Genomic DNA, 16582 nt, shown 5'->3' with positions numbered 1-16582 from the left:
CGTAGCGGGATTTATTCGGTCAGCCGGCGCAATTGCTCGACCACATGATCCTGCTGCTCATCACTGAGCAACGGATACAGCGGCAGGCTGATCGCCTCGGCGTAATAACGCTCGGCTTCGGGGAAGTCACCTTCGGCAAAACCCAGGTCGCGATAGTACGGCTGCAAATGCACAGGAATATAGTGCAGGTTCACGCCGATGCCGGCGGCACGCAAGCCTTCGAACACCTGACGGTGGGGCAGACCGATGCGCTCGGTCTGCAAGCGCACCACGTACAGGTGCCACGCCGACTCCGCCTCCGGCTGCGCGCTAGGCAAGGTCAGCGGCAGATACGCCAGCAAACGGTCGTAGCGCGCCGCCAGTTCGCGGCGACGGGCGATGAACCCATTCAGCCTGTTCAGTTGCGACAGGCCCAGCGCCGCCTGCAAATCGGTGATCCGGTAATTGAAGCCCAGCTCGATCTGCTGGTAATACCACGGGCCGTGACTGGGTTCGCTCATCTGTTGCGGGTCACGGGTCATGCCGTGGCTGCGCAGGCGTTGCAAGCGCTCGGCCAGTTGCGGACGATTGGTCAGCACCATGCCGCCTTCGCCACTGGTGATGATCTTCACCGGGTGGAAACTGAATACGGTCATCGCCGCAAACTCCCCGCAACCCACCGGACGCCCGGCATAGCGGGCGCCCACGGCGTGCGAGGCATCTTCGATCACGGTGAAGTTATAGCGCTCGGCCAGTTCTGCAATCTTGCGCATATCGCAGCTCTGCCCGGAAAACGCTACCGCCACCAGCACTTTGGGCAACGTGCCGTCCTGCTCGGCCTGATCGAGCTTCGCTTCGAGGGCGAAGGCATCGAGGTTCCACGTCAGCGGATCGATATCGACGAAATCCACGTCGGCGCCGCAATAGCGCCCGCAGTTGGCCGAGGCCAGAAAGGTGTTCGGCGTGGTCCACAAGCGATCGCCCGGACCAAGGCCGGCAGCGAGGCAGGCGATGTGCAGCGCCGCCGTGGCGTTACTCACCGCTACCGCGAAGTCGGCTTGGCAACGTTCGGCCATCGCCTGCTCGAAGCGCTCGATGCTCGGACCCTGGGTCAGCCAGTCCGATTGCAGCACCTCGACCACCGCATCGATGTCCGCCTGATCAACGCTCTGGCGACCGTAGGGAATCATGCCGACAACTTCGCGTGCAGCTCGGCGATTTGCCCGACCGAGAGGTAGTGCGGATTGGTGTCGGAGCGGTATTCGAAATCTTCACTCACTGGCCGGCCACGTTCGCCGAGCTTGTCGATGGAGAAATCGACATCGACGCTGGTAAAGCGGATCGACGGCTGGATGGTGTAGTGGTCTTCGAACTCCAGGGTCATCCGCGCATCGTCCAGCGGCACCATCAACTCATGGAGCTTTTCGCCGGGGCGAATGCCGACGTTCTTGTGCGGCAAGTGTTCAGCCATGCCCCGCGCCAGATCGACGATGCGAATCGACGGGATCTTTGGCACGAACACCTCACCGCCGTGCATGCGCGCAAAGCTATCGAGGACAAACTGCACGCCGTGGTCGAGAGTAATCCAGAACCGCGTCATGCGTTCGTCGGTAATCGGCAACTGCTGCGCACCGTCGGCAATCAGCTTGCTGAAGAACGGCACCACCGACCCCCGCGAGCCCGCCACGTTGCCGTAGCGCACCACGGCAAAACGGGTTTGTTGTTCGCCGGCAATGTTGTTGGCGGCGACGAACAGCTTGTCCGAGAGCAACTTGGTCGCACCGTACAGGTTGATCGGGCTGGCGGCCTTGTCGGTGGACAGCGCCACAACCCTTTTCACGCCGTTGTCGATGGCGGCGGCGATGATGTTCTCCGCGCCATTGACGTTAGTGCGGATGCATTCGGTCGGATTGTACTCCGCCGCCGGCACCTGCTTGAGCGCCGCCGCGTGCACCACGTAGTCGATGCCGCGCATGGCCTGACGCAGGCGGTCGGCGTCGCGCACGTCACCGAGAAAGTAACGCATGCATGGTGCGTTGAACGTCTGCTGCATTTCGTATTGCTTCAACTCGTCACGGGAGAACACCACCACGCGCTTGGGCTGGTATTGCTCAAGCAGACGGGCGATGAATTTGCGCCCGAACGAGCCGGTGCCGCCGGAGATGAAGATCGATTTTCCGTTGAACATGTATTGATTCCTCTTCCCTGTCCGGCAGGCTTAAGCGAGCAACTGTGCCCAATCCAGCGCAGGGCTGTCAGTGAGCACGTAACCTTTGCCGTGCAGGCTCAGGTTGGCGTTGTAGGCCTGATCCTGGGCGAAAGCGGCTGCCCATTTTTCCATCAGAGCCGCGAGCGCTTTCGGTGCCTGCGGCAACTCGCCCTGATGGATGACCTGCACCGCGGGTGTCCAGACGGTCAGATAACCGGCCTGCCCCGCGCTCAGGCACAGATCGACATCGCTGAAACCATCAACAAAGGTGCTGTCGTCCAGCCCCCCCAAAGCGTCGAACAGTTCTTTGCGGACCATCAGGCACACGCTCGATACCGCCGAATAGTTCTGTTCCACCGTCAGGCGATGCAGGTACCCGTCAGCGTCGTGTTTCTCACCGACGAAAGCCGAACCGACGCCACCGTTCATGCCGAGGATCAGGCCGGCCTGACTGATCTTGCGATCACGGTCGATCAGTTTCGGACCGACCACGCCGACCTCCGGACGCAGGGCGTGGTTGAGCAGTGAGTCGAGCCAGTTCGGGTTGACCACTTCTGCATCAGCAGCCAGCAACACCAGATACTCGCCCCGCGCCTGACGACTGGCCGCGTTGAACAACGCCGCTTCGCTGAACGCCCGATCGGTGCGCAGCACCTGGACTTTGGAGTGCTGATAGGTGCCGAGCCAGTCATTGAGCTCTGCCGTTTGATCCGCCGCGGCGGCGATCAGCACTTCATATTGGTGATAACGGGTGCGCAACAACACGCCTTCGAGGCAACGTTGCAGCACCGCCAGATTGTTACCGGCCGGAATAATGATCGACACCAGCGGGCGATCACTGTGGTGGTAGTCGATCTGGTAAACCCCGGGTACCGCAGAAGTGACCTTGGCCTTGTAGCCGCGATTGCCCAAATGACGCAGCAACGCCAGACGCTCGTCAGGATTCTCTGCCAGTTCTGGGGCTTGGGTAATCAGCAGCGGCTCATCAAGGTGCGCCAGGCTGTTGAGGCCATGCTCTTCGATCAGGCGCAACAGCACATCAAGCTCCAGCGCCTTGCTGAAGTCGGCGCGGTAACCTCCGATTTCCACCAGCGCATCGCGGCGGACCAACCAGTGCCGCGCCATCAGGGTTGGCAGGCTCAGCAACAGGTCGAGGTTGAAACCTGGTCGGAACACGTCCACCAGTACACCGTTTTCCTGGCGCTGGATTTCGTCCGTGGACACTGCACGGCAATCGCCGGCGTTCATCAGTTCCAGACTGGCACGCAGCAGACCACTGGCGGTGAACTCATCACCAGCCTCTGCCAGCAGCAACCAGTCGCACGGCGACTGACGCGCACTCTGATTGAGCTTGTCGACCAGATTGCCCGGTGTCACCCGGACAAAGTGCAGGGTGTTCTGTGAGGTGGTTGCGGCCGGTGCTTCGCCGGTGGTGAACACGACAATCCGGAAGGCCTTGCACTGCCCTTCCAGCAAGCTGTCGAGAGAGACCTGAATCTTGTCAATGTCGCCATCCAGATCCAGCAGAAAAATGCCGAACTGCGGGCCACCGCCATTCTCCGCCAGATGTTGGCTGATTGCCGCGACCTGCTGCTCGTCTGGTGCGCGTGCGGCCAGCCATTTGAGCAGGCGACCGGACTGCATCTTTTCCATGACTGCATGATGATCTTCGATGGTCAAAGCTTCGAGGCGCTCGATCCATGCCTGCATATCCCGGGCTTCTTCTGCTTCGCCCATCGACACCAGTTGCGTCGCCAGACGCTTGACCACGGTACGGTTGAACGCATTCAGGTCATGGGCCTGCCAGAGACGGTCGAGCACACTCTCCGGCGTGTCGTTGTTGCGTGCTTGCAGCAAGTGCGCCTGACGGGTCCAGACGCCCTCAAGCCCTTCCAGTTGGATGCGCCCCGCCGGCATGGCGTGCAGCATGAATTCGAACTGCGCCAGGCGGTCGAAGAACGCCTCGTTGTAGAACGGCATTTCGACGTACTGCAATGGCCCGAACCGGCGATCCGGCTGCTTGAGTTCCTGATTCCAGGTGGACTGGATGATCAGTTCCGCCGTCAGTGCCCGGCCCGATTGCAGGCTGTCGACCATCGCTTCGAAACTTCGCAGGGCGAACGCCTTGCCCTGCTCGGCGTCGAGATTCTTGACGTCGGTCGGCAGCGCGGCGAGGAACTCGGCAAACGCTTCACGCTCGGCTACCGACTTGGCATCGACGTAGGTCAGCGAGTGATACACCTCGGTACTGTGTTCGGACGCACCATAGTTGATCTCCCGTACCACATAAGGCATTGGCAGAATCCGCGCCTTGGCACTGGCCAGCAGGTAGTAGACATGGCCGATTTCCTGCCATTGAAAACTGGTGCCCGGCGGTAGCGCCGAGTGCCATTTCTTCATCAGGTCAGTACGGGTCACCGCGTAGAACGGCGGGATGTACTGACGCATGTAATCGATGACCCGATCCTCAGCCTTTTCAGCGCAGTAGTCTTCCTGGACCTTCTTGTCGCGGCGGTAGTAGCTGACGCCACCGGCCAACGTCAGGTACATCAGGCAATAGCCGTGGCACATGCCGTAATCCGGATTGGCATGCAGGAAGCCAACGGACTCAGCCAGGGAGTCGTGCAGGATGAAGTCATCGTCAGCCGCCAGCACCATGTAAGGCGTGGTCAGTTGCTCCACACCATAAGCCAGTTTGGCCTGCATGCCCCAGTAGGCAAATTGCGGCACATGATGGTAATCGACAGCGGAAAAATCCCCTTCCGGCCGCTCGGGTGTGGAGTCCAGCACCATGATCCGGCAGGGCAAGCTGCTGTAATACTTCACCGCCCGGCGCAGAAACGCCGGCCGATTGTGAGTAATCAGCACCACGGTCAACAGCTCGTTGAGCGGTAGCGCCAGTTCAGAACTGTACTTGCCTTGCATAACTTCTCTCCACAACCGGCGACTCGCCGAGATAACGCTTTGGTGATGTTGCGAATTAACGAACGCGACGCAGATAGCCGTCCGGCGCCACGGTGATCAACAGTTTGTTTTGCAACTGCTGGTCGATCTCGAAATCCTTGTTCTCTTCCAGGTATTTCCATACCGCGGTTTTCGGATTGTCGCCCGGACCCCATGGACGATCCGGGAAGAAATCGGCGGGCATGTCTTCGACCACGGTGTCCATGACCACGCAGTAGCTGTCGACCGACACCAGCGGTGCGTACAGGCGCAGCTCTTCGAGGACGTGATCGTGGGTGTGGTTGGAGTCCAGTACCAGAATGACCTTCTTGCCTTTGGCGGCGGCTTGCACCTGGGCAGCGATGGCCGCGTCGATGCTCGAGCCTTCGATCATTTTGATGCGCTTGGCCATCGGGTGGCTTTCAATCGCTTCACGGTTGTGTGGGCGAATGTCGAGATCGATACCCAGTACTTCGCCGTGACCCTGCAGCTCCAGCAATGAGGCGTAGTAGATGATCGAACCGCCGTGGGCGATGCCGCATTCGATGACCAGATCCGGCTTGACCTGCCAAATGATCTCCTGCATTGCCATCATGTCCTGAGGCAACTGGATGATCGGGCGGCCCATCCACGAGAAGTGGTAGCTGTACTTGTGTTTAGCCGATTCGTTGAAGAAATCACGGGCCAGGCCAGTGAGTTTCTGGTCGTCACCCTGCTGGGCGATCTGCTCACGGCATTCGGCTTCGAAGGCTTGATTGATGCTGTTGTCGGTCATGTTCAAAGTCTCAATGGTCACTGGAACGAAGCGCTGTCAACGGCGTGATAGACGTAGCGTCCACCGGTCATCCGCTTGATCTCTTCGAGGTAATTGGAGTTCATCACAAACAGGTTGGCGCCTTCGGGCAAGGCGTCCATGGCTTCTTGCGGCGAGGACACACGGGCGCCGCTAAGCGGCAGATAACGACCCTGCTTGGCCGGGTTGATATCCACCACACGATCCACCGCCACACCGGCGCGCTGCAGGAAGAGCGAATAGATCACGCCTTTGGACGAGGCGCCCCAGATCGCCGAGCCCTGCTCGGGGGCGGACTGGATGATCTGCACCGCGCGTTCAAGGCTCGCGGTGAAATCGTCCGGCAACATCAGGCGTGGCACCGGTTGCTGCGGAGTCAGGCGCAACGTCGAAAGGTCGGCGACGATGTACAGGTATTGGCCGCCAAACAGGTGGCCGGCCTCGTGCACCGTGTCGAACATCCGGCGCAGGTCATCGAGGCGGAAATAATTGACGTGTTCGTAGAACAGGTCGAACCAGGCCTTGTGCTCGAGGATCCAGTCGAAGCACGGCACCTCGATGTAGATCTGCCCGCCCTGATTGGCTTGGGCGATCACCGACAGAAAGCTCACCGGGTCTTCGATGTGTTCAAGCACATGGCGCAGCACGATGGCGTCCGCCGCCAGACCGAGGCCACGGGTGAACGGCGCCTTGATCACGTCGGCATTCTCGCCTTCGTAGGCCGGATCGATCCCGGTGATCGAATAACCGAGGCCCTTGAGCAGCTCAAGGAAGTAGCCCTTGCCGCAGCCGACTTCGATCAGTTCCTGGCCCTTGAAGTGCCTGGCGATGATGCTTTCGACGTCGCTCAGGTGCTTCTGAAACTGGCCGGAATGCGCCTGCTCGTTCTGGTAGTCGGCGTCATAGCTGAGCTTGTCGGCATCGAACGCCGCGTTGAAGATCAGACCGCTGCGCTCATCCTGTACCAACAGCATGTCGGCACTGGCCGAGGCTTTCGCCGACTCCGGGTCAGCGAAGGTGCGGTTCTGCAGCACCGGCAAATCGGTGACCCGATACAACTCGTGCCTCATTGCGACTCTCCCAGTAGCTGTTGCAAACGCTCGGTCACGGCCCAGAACGCCATCGGCTCATGGCTCGGATAAGGGTAATGGCCCAGGTTCAGATTCAGTCGCGCACCGCGCTCGCGCAGACGTTGTTCAACCAGTGCACGCACCGATACCGGTTGGCCGCTGGCGCAATTGATCACGCCGTTGAAATCGCGCTGATGCACGATCGTGGCGAGGTAATAGGCGGCGCTGGCGATCGGCAAAAAGTCACGCAGTTGCTCGCCACCAGACATGTTGAACGACGCGTCCCCGGCACCGATCGCCCGGTCCAGCGCCGCCAGCAGACTGTTGGCGTTCTGCCCTTCGCCATGCAGGTAAAACAGCCGCGCCCACTGCAAGGTGAATGGCTGTTCCTGCTGCAGGTTTTGCAAAAACAGGTGCAACGTGTGCTTGGCCAGCCCGTAGGGATTGCTCGGCTGTGGCTCGGTGGTTTCGCTGAGCGGGCCGCTTTGCATGCCGTATTCGAAGCAGGTGCCGGTGACCAGCACTTGTTTCACGCCCGCCTCGACCGCACCTTTGATAAAGCGGTAGTCGGCCATCAGGTTGTGCTCGAAATGGAACAGTGCGCGATAGTTCGGCAAGCCCGGCCAGGCCAGATGCGCCAGCGCATCGACACCTTCGGTCAACGCGATTACGTCGAGATCGGCGGCGTGAATATCCGCGCTCACGAACTCGACGCCGTTGATCCACGGCATCCCCTGCGCGGTTTCTGCGTTGCGTGCCACTGCACGAACGGTGCAACCACGCGCCAGCAATGCCGAGACCAAATGTCGGCCAACGAAACCGGTAGCGCCTGTTACGAGGACTTTCACAGCACTTTCAACTCAGGCACGGCAATCACGAAGTGGCCATCCCACTGGCGCACTTGCGCCAGTTGCTGGCTGACTTCGTGCAGCAGGTTCCATGGCAGCACCAGCACGTAGTCCGGTTTCTCGATGTCGATCTGCGCCGGCGCGACAATCGGGATGCGGCTGCCCGGCAGAAACTTGCCCTGCTTGTGCGGATTGGCATCGGCCACCCACGCCAGCAAGTCAGGTTTGACTCCGGCGTAGTTGAGCAGTGTGTTGCCCTTCGCTGCGGCGCCATAGCCGACCACGCGTTTACCGTCAGCCTTGGCCTGCAACAAAAAGCGCAGCAGTTCATGCTTGATGCGTTCGGCGGCAGGCGCCAGGGTCGCGTAGTACTCGGCGGTTTTCACGCCCGCATCCAGTTCAGCCTGCAGTTGTTGCTGCACCGCCGGTTGTACTGCGCGACGCTCGCCGTCCTTGCACTGGACGAAGACGCGCAGCGATCCGCCGTGGGTGGTCAATTGGCTGACGTCGAAGACTTCCAGACCGTTGCGCTCGCACAGAGTCTGCACGGCAGTCAGCGACAGATAGGAATAGTGCTCGTGATACAGCGTGTCGAACTGCGCGCCGGCCATCAGCGTCAGCAGTTGCGGGAATTCGAACGTGGCCACGCCAGTCGGTTTGAGCAGCGTGGCGAAGCCACCGAGGAAATCGTTGATATCCGGCACATGCGCAAGCACGTTGTTGGCGGCCATCAGGTCGGCGCCCCAGCCTTCGCTTTTCAACTGCGCGGCAGTGTCGCGACCGAAGAACAGCTCACGAATCTCCAGGCCTTTTTCCCGCGCCGCTTGTGCGGTGCTGCGGGTTGGCTCGACGCCCAGGCACGGAATGCCGCGACCCGCGACGTATTGCAGCAGGTAGCCGTCATTGGCGGCGACTTCAACCACGCGGCTGTCAGCCGTCAGGCCAAAGCGCTCGACCATCTCGGCGACATAGCGCTCGGCATGCGCTAGCCAGGTGCTGGAAAACGAACTGAAGTAGGCGTATTCAGCGTCGAAAAGGCTGTCGGCACTGGTGTAATCCTCGGTCTGCACCAGCCAGCATTGCTGGCACACGGCGACCTTCAATGGCACCCATTGCTCGGCCTGCTCCAGGCGATCGGCGTGCACGTATGCATTGGACGGTGGCGAGGTGCCGAGGTCGATCAGCGGCAGGCTCAGCGGTGCGGCGCACCCACGGCAGTTCATAGACGCACTCCAGCAAAGTGTTGATCGAGCGCGGGATGGCTGGAATCACGCGCTGACAAATTATTGACAGGCAACGGCCAGGCAATCGCTAGCCGTGGATCGTTCACCGACAAGCCGCCCTCATGCTCCGGCGCGTAATCGGCGCTGTGCAGGTAAAGCAGCTCGGCGTCCTCGGTCAGGGTCTGAAAGCCGTGAGCGAAGCCGGCCGGAATCAGCAGGCTGCGACCGTCGCCAGCCTTCAGATGCTCGGCATGCCAGTGCAGAAAAGTCTCGGAGTCCGGGCGCAGATCCACCGCCACGTCCCACACCTCACCGCGCAGGCAGGTGATCAGCTTGGCTTCCGGGGCGTTGGCATTCTGGTAATGCAGACCGCGCACACTGCCCTTCTCGCGGGTGCAGGAATGGTTGATCTGACGGATATGAAACTCGCTGCCAAACGCACTCAGGCTGCCCTCGCAGAACAGTCGGGCGAAGTGTCCGCGCTGATCTTCGAAACGCTTGTGCTCGACGCTGAACAATCCGGCCAGCGGCAACGCCTTCAAGGAAAACTCGCTCACAGCGCGCCTCGGTACAGGTTCAGTTGGCCGAGGGTCACGGCGCGCATGTCATCGCCGCTCTGCCACGCCAGGTGCCAGTCGAGGGTCTGAGCCAAACATTGCTGCAAGGTCCAACGCGGTTGCCAGCCCAACACCTGACGGGCGCGACTGCTGTCCAGGCGCAACAGACCGGCCTCGTGCAATTCGCTTTTTTCGATGCGCAGACCGCGTGCCTGTGGCCAGCGGCTGGCGAGCAATTCGACCACTTCGCCGACGCTGCACATGTCCGCTTCGCTCGGGCCGAAGTTCCACGCTCCGGCATACTCCGGGCCTTGTTCGTAAAGGCCGGCGGCCAGTTGCAGGTAACCGGCCAGCGGCTCCAGCGCGTGCTGCCAGGGGCGTACGGCTTGCGGGTAACGCAGGGTCACCGGCTCGTCTGCCGTCCAGGCTTTGAGCACATCGGGAATCAGTCGCTCTGGGGCGAAATCACCGCCGCCCAACACATTGCCGGCACGCGCCGTGGCCAGGGCCAGACCGTGCTCGGCGTACTTGTCTGCCGCAAAGAAAGAGGCGGCGTAAGACTGCGCCAACAATTCACAGCAAGCCTTGCTGCTGCTGTAAGGATCATGTCCGCCGAGGGCTTCGTCTTCGCGGTACGGCCACAGCCATTCCTTGTTGGCGTAGACCTTGTCGGTGGTCACCAGTACGCAGGCGCGCACGCAACCGACCTGACGAATCGCTTCGAGCAGATTGAGCGTGCCCATCACGTTGCTGGAATAAGTGCCCAGCGGATCGCGATAGCCTTCGCGCACCAGCGGTTGAGCCGCCAGATGCAAGACGATTTCCGGCTCGGTGTCGGCGATGATTTCGAGCAAGGCGCCGAGATCACGCAGATCGCCGCGCTGATCGTTGATGCCTTCGTGGACTCGCGCCAGTTCGAACAGGCTCGGCTCAGTCGAAGGATCGAGGGAAAAACCGCTGACTTGCGCGCCGAGGCTTTGTAGCCACAGGGTCAGCCAACTGCCCTTGAAACCGGTATGCCCGGTAACCAGCACACGCTTGCCACGCCAGAAGTCTGCACTCAGGCCCATTGCTTCCATGGGGCCTCCCCGCTCTGCCACAGCGCTTCGAGGTGGTTCTTGTCGCGCAGGGTGTCCATCGGATGCCAGAAGCCTTCGTGTTCGAAGGCGTTCAGCTGTTCATCCTCTGCCAGACGCGCCAGCGGTTCGGCTTCCCAGGTGGTTTCATCGCCAGCGATATAGGACAGGACTTTGGGCGACAACACGAAGAAGCCGCCGTTGATCCAGCCACCGTCGCCACGAGGTTTTTCGGTGAAACCGAGCACCTGATCGCCTTGACGCTCAAGGGCACCGTAGCGGCCGGGTGGCTGCACGGCGGTGACGGTCGCCAGACGACCGTGGGCTTTGTGGTAATCGACGAGCTGAGCAATGTTGATGTCGGAAACGCCGTCGCCGTAAGTGAAGCAGAACGCCTCTTCATCTTGCAGATAACGCGCGGCACGCAGCAGACGACCACCGGTCATGGTTTCCTCGCCGGTGTCGATCAGGGTGACGCTCCACGGCTCGCTGTAGTTCTGGTGCACGTCCATGCGGTTCTCGCGCATGTTGAAGGTGACGTCGGAGGTGTGCAGGAAGTAGTTGGCGAAGAAGTCCTTGATCGCATAGCCCTTGTAGCCCAGGCAGATCACGAAGTCGTGAATTCCGTGGGCGGAATACTGCTTCATGATGTGCCAGAGAATTGGCTTGCCGCCGATCTCGATCATGGGCTTGGGCTTGAGGTGCGACTCTTCACTGATGCGCGTGCCGAGGCCACCCGCCAAAATAACTGCCTTCATCGTCTCCCCTCTTGTTCTTCACCGGGCTGCGCATGGCTTCGTTGAGCGATGCGGGCCATCTGGCTAACCCTTTTGCCGCCTGCGGCGCCGCTGCGATGACCGCGAGCGCTCGTTTTATGGCGATTTGAGGAGGACTTGCAGGAAACGCGCCAGCTCCGCTGCGTCAGGTGCGCCGCGAGGCATGAAAAAAGGGATGAATCCAGCAGCGGATTCATCCCTTTCATTGCGCTGCATCAACAGATTGAGCGATCAGCCAAACAGGGCGAAGCCATCGACAGTCGCCGGCAGGTCGTAGAGTTGGCCGTCGGCAGTCTGCAGGTGCTCGATGTTGTTGAACCCGGCATACCACCCCGCCAGTTTCACGCCGTTGTCCGGCACACTGGTGCTGCCGTCGTTGCCGCTGTGCAGGTAGGCGTCGTCACCGATACGGGTGACGTTCAACTGGCTGGCGTTGGTGATGGTGTAGAGGATGAGCGTGTCGTTGATGTCCAGCCCGTAATCCTGAATCGTCACCAGGCCGCTGGTGTTGACCACGTAGGTGTCATCACCCTGGCCACCGTAGGCGCTGCCGCCGGAATTCGACTGGCCGGCCAGGTTGAGAATCAGCAGATCATTCCCGCCGTCGCCATTGAGCACATAGTTGCTGCCCGTAGCCGTCAGCACATCGTTGCCTTCACCGCCAAAGGCCATGCCCCGACCCAGCGTGATGGTGTCGTTGCCGTCATCGCCACTGGCCCAAGTGAACAGACCATTGCGGGCACCGACGATGACATCATCCCCCGCGCCACCCGACAGAGCGTCGGACTGCCCGGCCTTGTCCAGACCGGACGCCAGGCCGCCATAGATATGGTCATTGCCATCGCCACCGGTAATCTGGTCGTCGCCGGCCCCGCCCTCGAGGATGTTGTCGTCCGAATTGCCTTGCAGCGAATCGTTGTACTGGCTGCCGCGCAGGCCTTCGATATCGATGTAGATATCGTAGAGCGCAATTCCGCTCTGCGGCCCCCAGTTCAGAGAGGCGCTCAGGCCTTCAGCGCTGTCGTCGTAACTGACGATGTCGATACCGGCGCCGCCTTCAAAACGGTCGCCACCTGCACCGCCCAGCAACACGTCATTGCCGGCACCGGAGATGATGGTGTTGGCTTCGTCGTTACCGTAGCCGGTGAAGTCTGCAGTGCCGGTGTACGTCAGGTTTTCAATGAAGGGGTCCATGTGCATCGATGACAGGCTGGTGTACAGCTGATCGGTACCGCCCATGTAGCCCTCGATTTCCTTGATGGACACACCGACGCTGTTGATGGTGTACACATCGTCACCCGAACCACCTTCCAGCGTCACGCCGCCGACATTGGCGGTGAAATGATCAGCGAACGAAGAGCCGATAACGTGCTCCACATTCAGCAGCGTGACACCCGGCGCCCCGACACGCGGGCCGATGTCGATACTGACGCCATCCAAGGAGTGGCGATAGCTCACAGTGTCGTAGCCGTCGGCGCCATCAACGGTCATCGTGTTATCGAGCAGATACACCACGTCATCGAAGTTCGAACCCTGGATCGCTTCGATGCCGGTAAAGGTGTCTCCATCTGCAATGGTCAAGCCATCATAGTTGGTGAAGTCCTGGACGCGCACACCTTCAAGGCTGTCGGTGTAGCTGACGGTATCGTAACCATCGCCACCGACAAAGTGGTCGGCACCGGCGGCGCCCCACAGCCAGTCATTGCCCGCACCGCCGATGATCTCGTTGTCACTGGCGTTGCCGTAACCCTTGAAATCGCCGTTGCCGGTAAAGGTCAGTTTCTCGATGAACGGGTCCATCTTGATCGTGTTGAGGCTGGTGCGCAGCTCGTCGTAGCCACCGTTGTTTTCTTCAATGAGGGTCACGCCTTCGGCGTCGACGGTGTACAGATCATCACCGCCATTGCCGTCAAGCGTCACGCCACCCACGGAAGCGGTAAAGGTGTCGTTGTAGAAACTGCCAACCACCTTCTCCACCGAAACCAGCGTGTCGACCTTGCCATCAGCCCCTATGACCGTAACAACGCCAGCGCCAACCTCGACACCGACTCCCGTACTCATTCCATAATAGGTCGCCGCATCAAACCCTTCACCGCCGTCCAGCAAGTCCGATCCTGCGCTGGCCAACAGTTGATCATCCGACTCCATTCCATAGAGTTCGTCATTGCCGTGGGTGCCAATCAGGACATCCGCTTCACTCGTTCCATTTACTACTGTCATTTGCTTCTTCCTTGCGTTGTTGTCGAATACGGAAATCTGTCACCTCAGATACCGGCCGGACAGGTCTTCACTGGCTGTGCCAATTGAGCACATGGAAAGGTATCGACAGAAAAATCCCGATGCTTGAGCCCGCTGCCAAAAAAGTATCCGACTTGATACAAAAACCTTTTTGCCACGCAAAAAAAACAGGCGACTCGAAAGTCGCCTGTTTCTCATAGGGCCGTACGCGATTCGATCAATCCGCCAGCCAGCCACTCTCCCAGTAACGCAAGTTGTCGCCACGCAACACGTAGTCTCGCAGCACCACCTCACGCAACTCGTCCCCCATGCGGTAGCTGGCATCCGGGTCGGCCAGGTGCATGCGGATAGCCTGCAACCATTCATCGGTGCTGTTGGTCTTGACCCGGGTGCATGGCAGGTAACCGCGATAGGCCTCGGTGTCGGTGCAGATCACCGGGTAGCCGCAGGCGCCGTACTCCAGCAGACGCAGGTTGCTCTTGCAGTCGTTGAAGATGTGGAATTCCAGTGGCGCCAACGCCAGATCGAGATTCAGGCTTGCCAGTTTGGCCGGGTACACTTCCAACGGGATTACCCCGTGGAATTCATGCATGTACGGACGCAGATCATCCGGGCACATGCCGAAAAACACCCAGTCGACTTCGTTGGCCAGCTCACGCACGACATCGGCGATCACCGCCAGGTCGCCGTGGTGACTGGTGCCACCGCCCCAGCCGACCCGCGGTTTTTTCGAAGTGCGGCGCTGGCTGCGCAGGCCGGTCCAGAGATTCTGGGCAAGCATGTTGGGAACAACGCGAATGTCGTGGTGCATGTCCGACAGCGCATTGGCCAATGGCTGGGTCGATACCACCACGCGATCGCACAAGCCGATTGCCTGGCGCACCATGCGTTCCATCTCCTGCTTGTTGGGCATGTTGCGGATATGGGCATTGCGATGGGGAACGTCGATCACATAGTCATCGAGTTCAAAAATCCGCCGGGCATGGCAGAACTTCTTCAACGGCGGGATTTCATCGATCGCACCTTGCGAGTAGCGCCCTTGCAGAACGATGACGTCCGGTGACTGACGCTCGATTTCAATGATCGACGGCAAGCCGTAGCGAATGCAGCCTTCAGCGCGGTTGGCCGCTTCCAGCTCGATCAGCGGCTGACTCATGCGGTAGTGACCAATGGCAGATGCATTGATCGGCACGGCGAGTACGTTGGGCAATTGCGGTCGCGAAAAAGCCGTCCAGCCGGTGCGCAAACCCGGCTCAAGACTGAAACTCGTCGCACCGACACCCTGCAATGACAGGTTGACGTTGAAGGCTGGATCACGGGCAATACGCGACAACCAGCGCGTGTAGAAGGTCTCCTTCTCATGCATGTGCTGCTGGCCTTCTTCGGCTGTCGCATCGACAGTTGGCCGCACCCCCTGGGCCAGTAAGGCATATGGCGTCCACACCACCAGATAACCTTCCTGGCCAATGCGCAGACACAGGTCGACGACATTGAGCGCCTGCTTAAAATCCTGCTCATCGAGCCCTGCGACAGACTCGAAAACGGCCTTGCGCACCATCACGCAATCACCGCCGACGGCACTCAGGTCATGGGTCGCCTGCAGCCGGAACATGTAGCCGTCGGACTGCAGCGACTGCCCATAAAATGGCAACCCGACGGCTCCTTGCAGGCCGAGGATCATGCCGGCATGCAATACGTAACCGTCCGGGTTGAACAACTTGGCGCCGACCACGCCGACTTCCGGGCGTTGCGCCTGATTGAGCAGTTCGTCCAGCCAGTCAGTGTGGGTGATCACCGAGAAGGTATTGAGCAGCAGCACGTACTCGCCACGGGCCTGCGTCACCGCACAGTTATGCAGGGCCGCCATGTTGTCATGCTGCGGGTAGCTCAGGACGCGAATCCGCTCGCCCCCCAGCTGCGCCATGCCGTCCAGCCATGCCAGCGCCTCGGCGCTTTCACTGCCGTTGTCGACCAGCAACAACTCGTACTCGGAGTAAGCGGTTTTCTCCAGCACGGTCTCGACACAGCGCTGCAAGGCAGCGGTCTGATCGCGCGTGATGATGATGATCGACACACGCGGACGCCGGGCGTGCTGATAGTCGACTCGATTGAGCAACTCGCAACTGCCACGACGAATGCCGTGAGCAATCCCCATACGCTGCAGATGCGCTTCGAGCACCCGTGGATTCTGTTCGATCACCGCCGGCTCAGCCAGCCACCCAGACAGATCGAAAGGCGATTCAAGCAGGACTTCGGCAACGTGCCCGACCACCTGCGGACCTTCGCTCTCGACCATTCGCCACAGCATGTCGTGAGGCGCCAGCTCGGCGAACGTCGTATCGAATCCACCGAGCGCCAGGAAACGTTCGCGCTTGAACACCAAGGCACGCCCGACATACGGATAACTGCGCATGAGGTCGAGGTTGAAATCCGGTTTGAACGCGGGCTCTGCCGATTCGCCATCGCGCAGGCTGCCTTCATCGCTGTACATGCAGCTCAGCCATGGCGAATGCGCAATGCGGTCAGCCATGACCAGCAAGGCCGGCATTACCAGACGGTCCCCAGCCTGTAACAGGTAAAACCAGTCGGCACCTTCGAGTTGCGGCAACAGTGCGTTGATCTGCCCCAACCCGTCATCCTGCAACGGCATACGGAACACTCGCCCATCCAGCATGGGAACGGAGCAGGAGGCGGACAACAGCAGAATCAGCTCCGGCGGATAGTCCTGGGCTGCGAGTGCTTCCAGCGTCCGTTCGACGCCATCGCGACTGCCCTGGGCATCCATGATGATCGGCACAATTCGCGGCTGCTGCGGCCAGGCGGCCAGAGTTTCCGGGAGCAACTTGCGCTGCCCTTCGGTCAGACTGCGG

General features: G+C 60.4%; 11 protein-coding genes and 1 pseudogene. All 12 read right to left on the bottom strand.

All coding sequences use genetic code 11. The annotated features are described in order from the left end of the window. Positions 1-11 precede the first annotated feature (11 nt). On the bottom strand, positions 12-1169 hold the full coding sequence (gene pseC / locus AACY11_RS15030; protein ID WP_339432621.1) for a UDP-4-amino-4,6-dideoxy-N-acetyl-beta-L-altrosamine transaminase: 1158 nt from the start codon (positions 1167-1169) through the stop codon (positions 12-14). Further along, positions 1166-2167, bottom strand: a complete 1002-nt coding sequence (gene pseB / locus AACY11_RS15025) for a UDP-N-acetylglucosamine 4,6-dehydratase (inverting) (RefSeq protein WP_339432622.1) — start codon at positions 2165-2167, stop codon at positions 1166-1168. Before pseB ends, pseC begins: the two co-directional genes overlap by 4 nt. 30 nt (positions 2168-2197) lie before the next feature. Beyond that, positions 2198-5113, bottom strand: coding sequence for a TIGR00180 family glycosyltransferase (locus AACY11_RS15020; protein WP_339465197.1), 2916 nt, complete (start codon positions 5111-5113; stop codon positions 2198-2200). Positions 5114-5168: 55 nt separating this feature from the next. Continuing rightward, positions 5169-5906, bottom strand: a complete 738-nt coding sequence (locus tag AACY11_RS15015; protein ID WP_339432624.1) for a cephalosporin hydroxylase family protein — start codon at positions 5904-5906, stop codon at positions 5169-5171. A 17-nt stretch (positions 5907-5923) separates the two neighbouring features. Further along, positions 5924-6994 (bottom strand): class I SAM-dependent methyltransferase, encoded by a 1071-nt coding sequence (locus AACY11_RS15010; protein WP_339465196.1) that lies wholly within the window; start codon positions 6992-6994, stop codon positions 5924-5926. Then, positions 6991-7842: an NAD-dependent epimerase/dehydratase family protein gene (locus AACY11_RS15005; RefSeq protein WP_339495107.1), complete on the bottom strand. Its 852-nt coding sequence runs from the start codon at positions 7840-7842 to the stop codon at positions 6991-6993. Before AACY11_RS15005 ends, AACY11_RS15010 begins: the two co-directional genes overlap by 4 nt. Then, on the bottom strand, positions 7839-9065 hold the full coding sequence (locus AACY11_RS15000) for a class I SAM-dependent methyltransferase (RefSeq protein WP_339495106.1): 1227 nt from the start codon (positions 9063-9065) through the stop codon (positions 7839-7841). The genes AACY11_RS15005 and AACY11_RS15000 overlap by 4 nt, the downstream gene beginning before the upstream one ends. Continuing rightward, positions 9062-9622, bottom strand: coding sequence for a dTDP-4-dehydrorhamnose 3,5-epimerase (gene rfbC, locus AACY11_RS14995; protein ID WP_339465193.1), 561 nt, complete (start codon positions 9620-9622; stop codon positions 9062-9064). Before rfbC ends, AACY11_RS15000 begins: the two co-directional genes overlap by 4 nt. Then, on the bottom strand, positions 9619-10701 hold the full coding sequence (rfbG, locus tag AACY11_RS14990; RefSeq protein WP_339432629.1) for a CDP-glucose 4,6-dehydratase: 1083 nt from the start codon (positions 10699-10701) through the stop codon (positions 9619-9621). Before rfbG ends, rfbC begins: the two co-directional genes overlap by 4 nt. After that, the gene (rfbF, locus tag AACY11_RS14985; protein WP_339432630.1) at positions 10683-11456 is read right to left on the bottom strand and encodes a glucose-1-phosphate cytidylyltransferase; all 774 of its coding nucleotides are present in this window, start codon (positions 11454-11456) and stop codon (positions 10683-10685) included. The genes rfbG and rfbF overlap by 19 nt, the downstream gene beginning before the upstream one ends. 249 nt (positions 11457-11705) lie before the next feature. Then, the gene (locus tag AACY11_RS14980; RefSeq protein WP_339495104.1) at positions 11706-13694 is read right to left on the bottom strand and encodes a calcium-binding protein; all 1989 of its coding nucleotides are present in this window, start codon (positions 13692-13694) and stop codon (positions 11706-11708) included. A gap of 235 nt (positions 13695-13929) precedes the next feature. Continuing rightward, a pseudogene (locus tag AACY11_RS28425) lies at positions 13930-15780 on the bottom strand (glycosyltransferase); the annotation flags it as partial. Between the last annotated feature and the right edge of the window lie 802 nt (positions 15781-16582).

This window comes from Pseudomonas sp. RA_105y_Pfl2_P56, from assembly GCF_963970845.1.
Taxonomy (GTDB): domain Bacteria; phylum Pseudomonadota; class Gammaproteobacteria; order Pseudomonadales; family Pseudomonadaceae; genus Aquipseudomonas; species Aquipseudomonas baetica_A.
This window is presented reverse-complemented; position numbering and strand designations above follow the sequence as displayed.

Bases quoted from the DNA above. Each gene is read 5' to 3' on its own strand.
- AACY11_RS15000 (WP_339495106.1), bottom strand. From the start codon at position 9,065: ATGAACTGCCGTGGGTGCGCCGCACCGCTGAGCCTGCCGCTGATCGAC.
- pseC (WP_339432621.1), bottom strand. From the start codon at position 1,169: ATGATTCCCTACGGTCGCCAGAGCGTTGATCAGGCGGACATCGATGCG.
- AACY11_RS15020 (WP_339465197.1), bottom strand. From the start codon at position 5,113: ATGCAAGGCAAGTACAGTTCTGAACTGGCGCTACCGCTCAACGAGCTG.
- pseB (WP_339432622.1), bottom strand. From the start codon at position 2,167: ATGTTCAACGGAAAATCGATCTTCATCTCCGGCGGCACCGGCTCGTTC.
- AACY11_RS15015 (WP_339432624.1), bottom strand. From the start codon at position 5,906: ATGACCGACAACAGCATCAATCAAGCCTTCGAAGCCGAATGCCGTGAG.
- rfbG (WP_339432629.1), bottom strand. From the start codon at position 10,701: ATGGAAGCAATGGGCCTGAGTGCAGACTTCTGGCGTGGCAAGCGTGTG.
- AACY11_RS15010 (WP_339465196.1), bottom strand. From the start codon at position 6,994: ATGAGGCACGAGTTGTATCGGGTCACCGATTTGCCGGTGCTGCAGAAC.
- rfbF (WP_339432630.1), bottom strand. From the start codon at position 11,456: ATGAAGGCAGTTATTTTGGCGGGTGGCCTCGGCACGCGCATCAGTGAA.
- AACY11_RS14980 (WP_339495104.1), bottom strand. From the start codon at position 13,694: ATGACAGTAGTAAATGGAACGAGTGAAGCGGATGTCCTGATTGGCACC.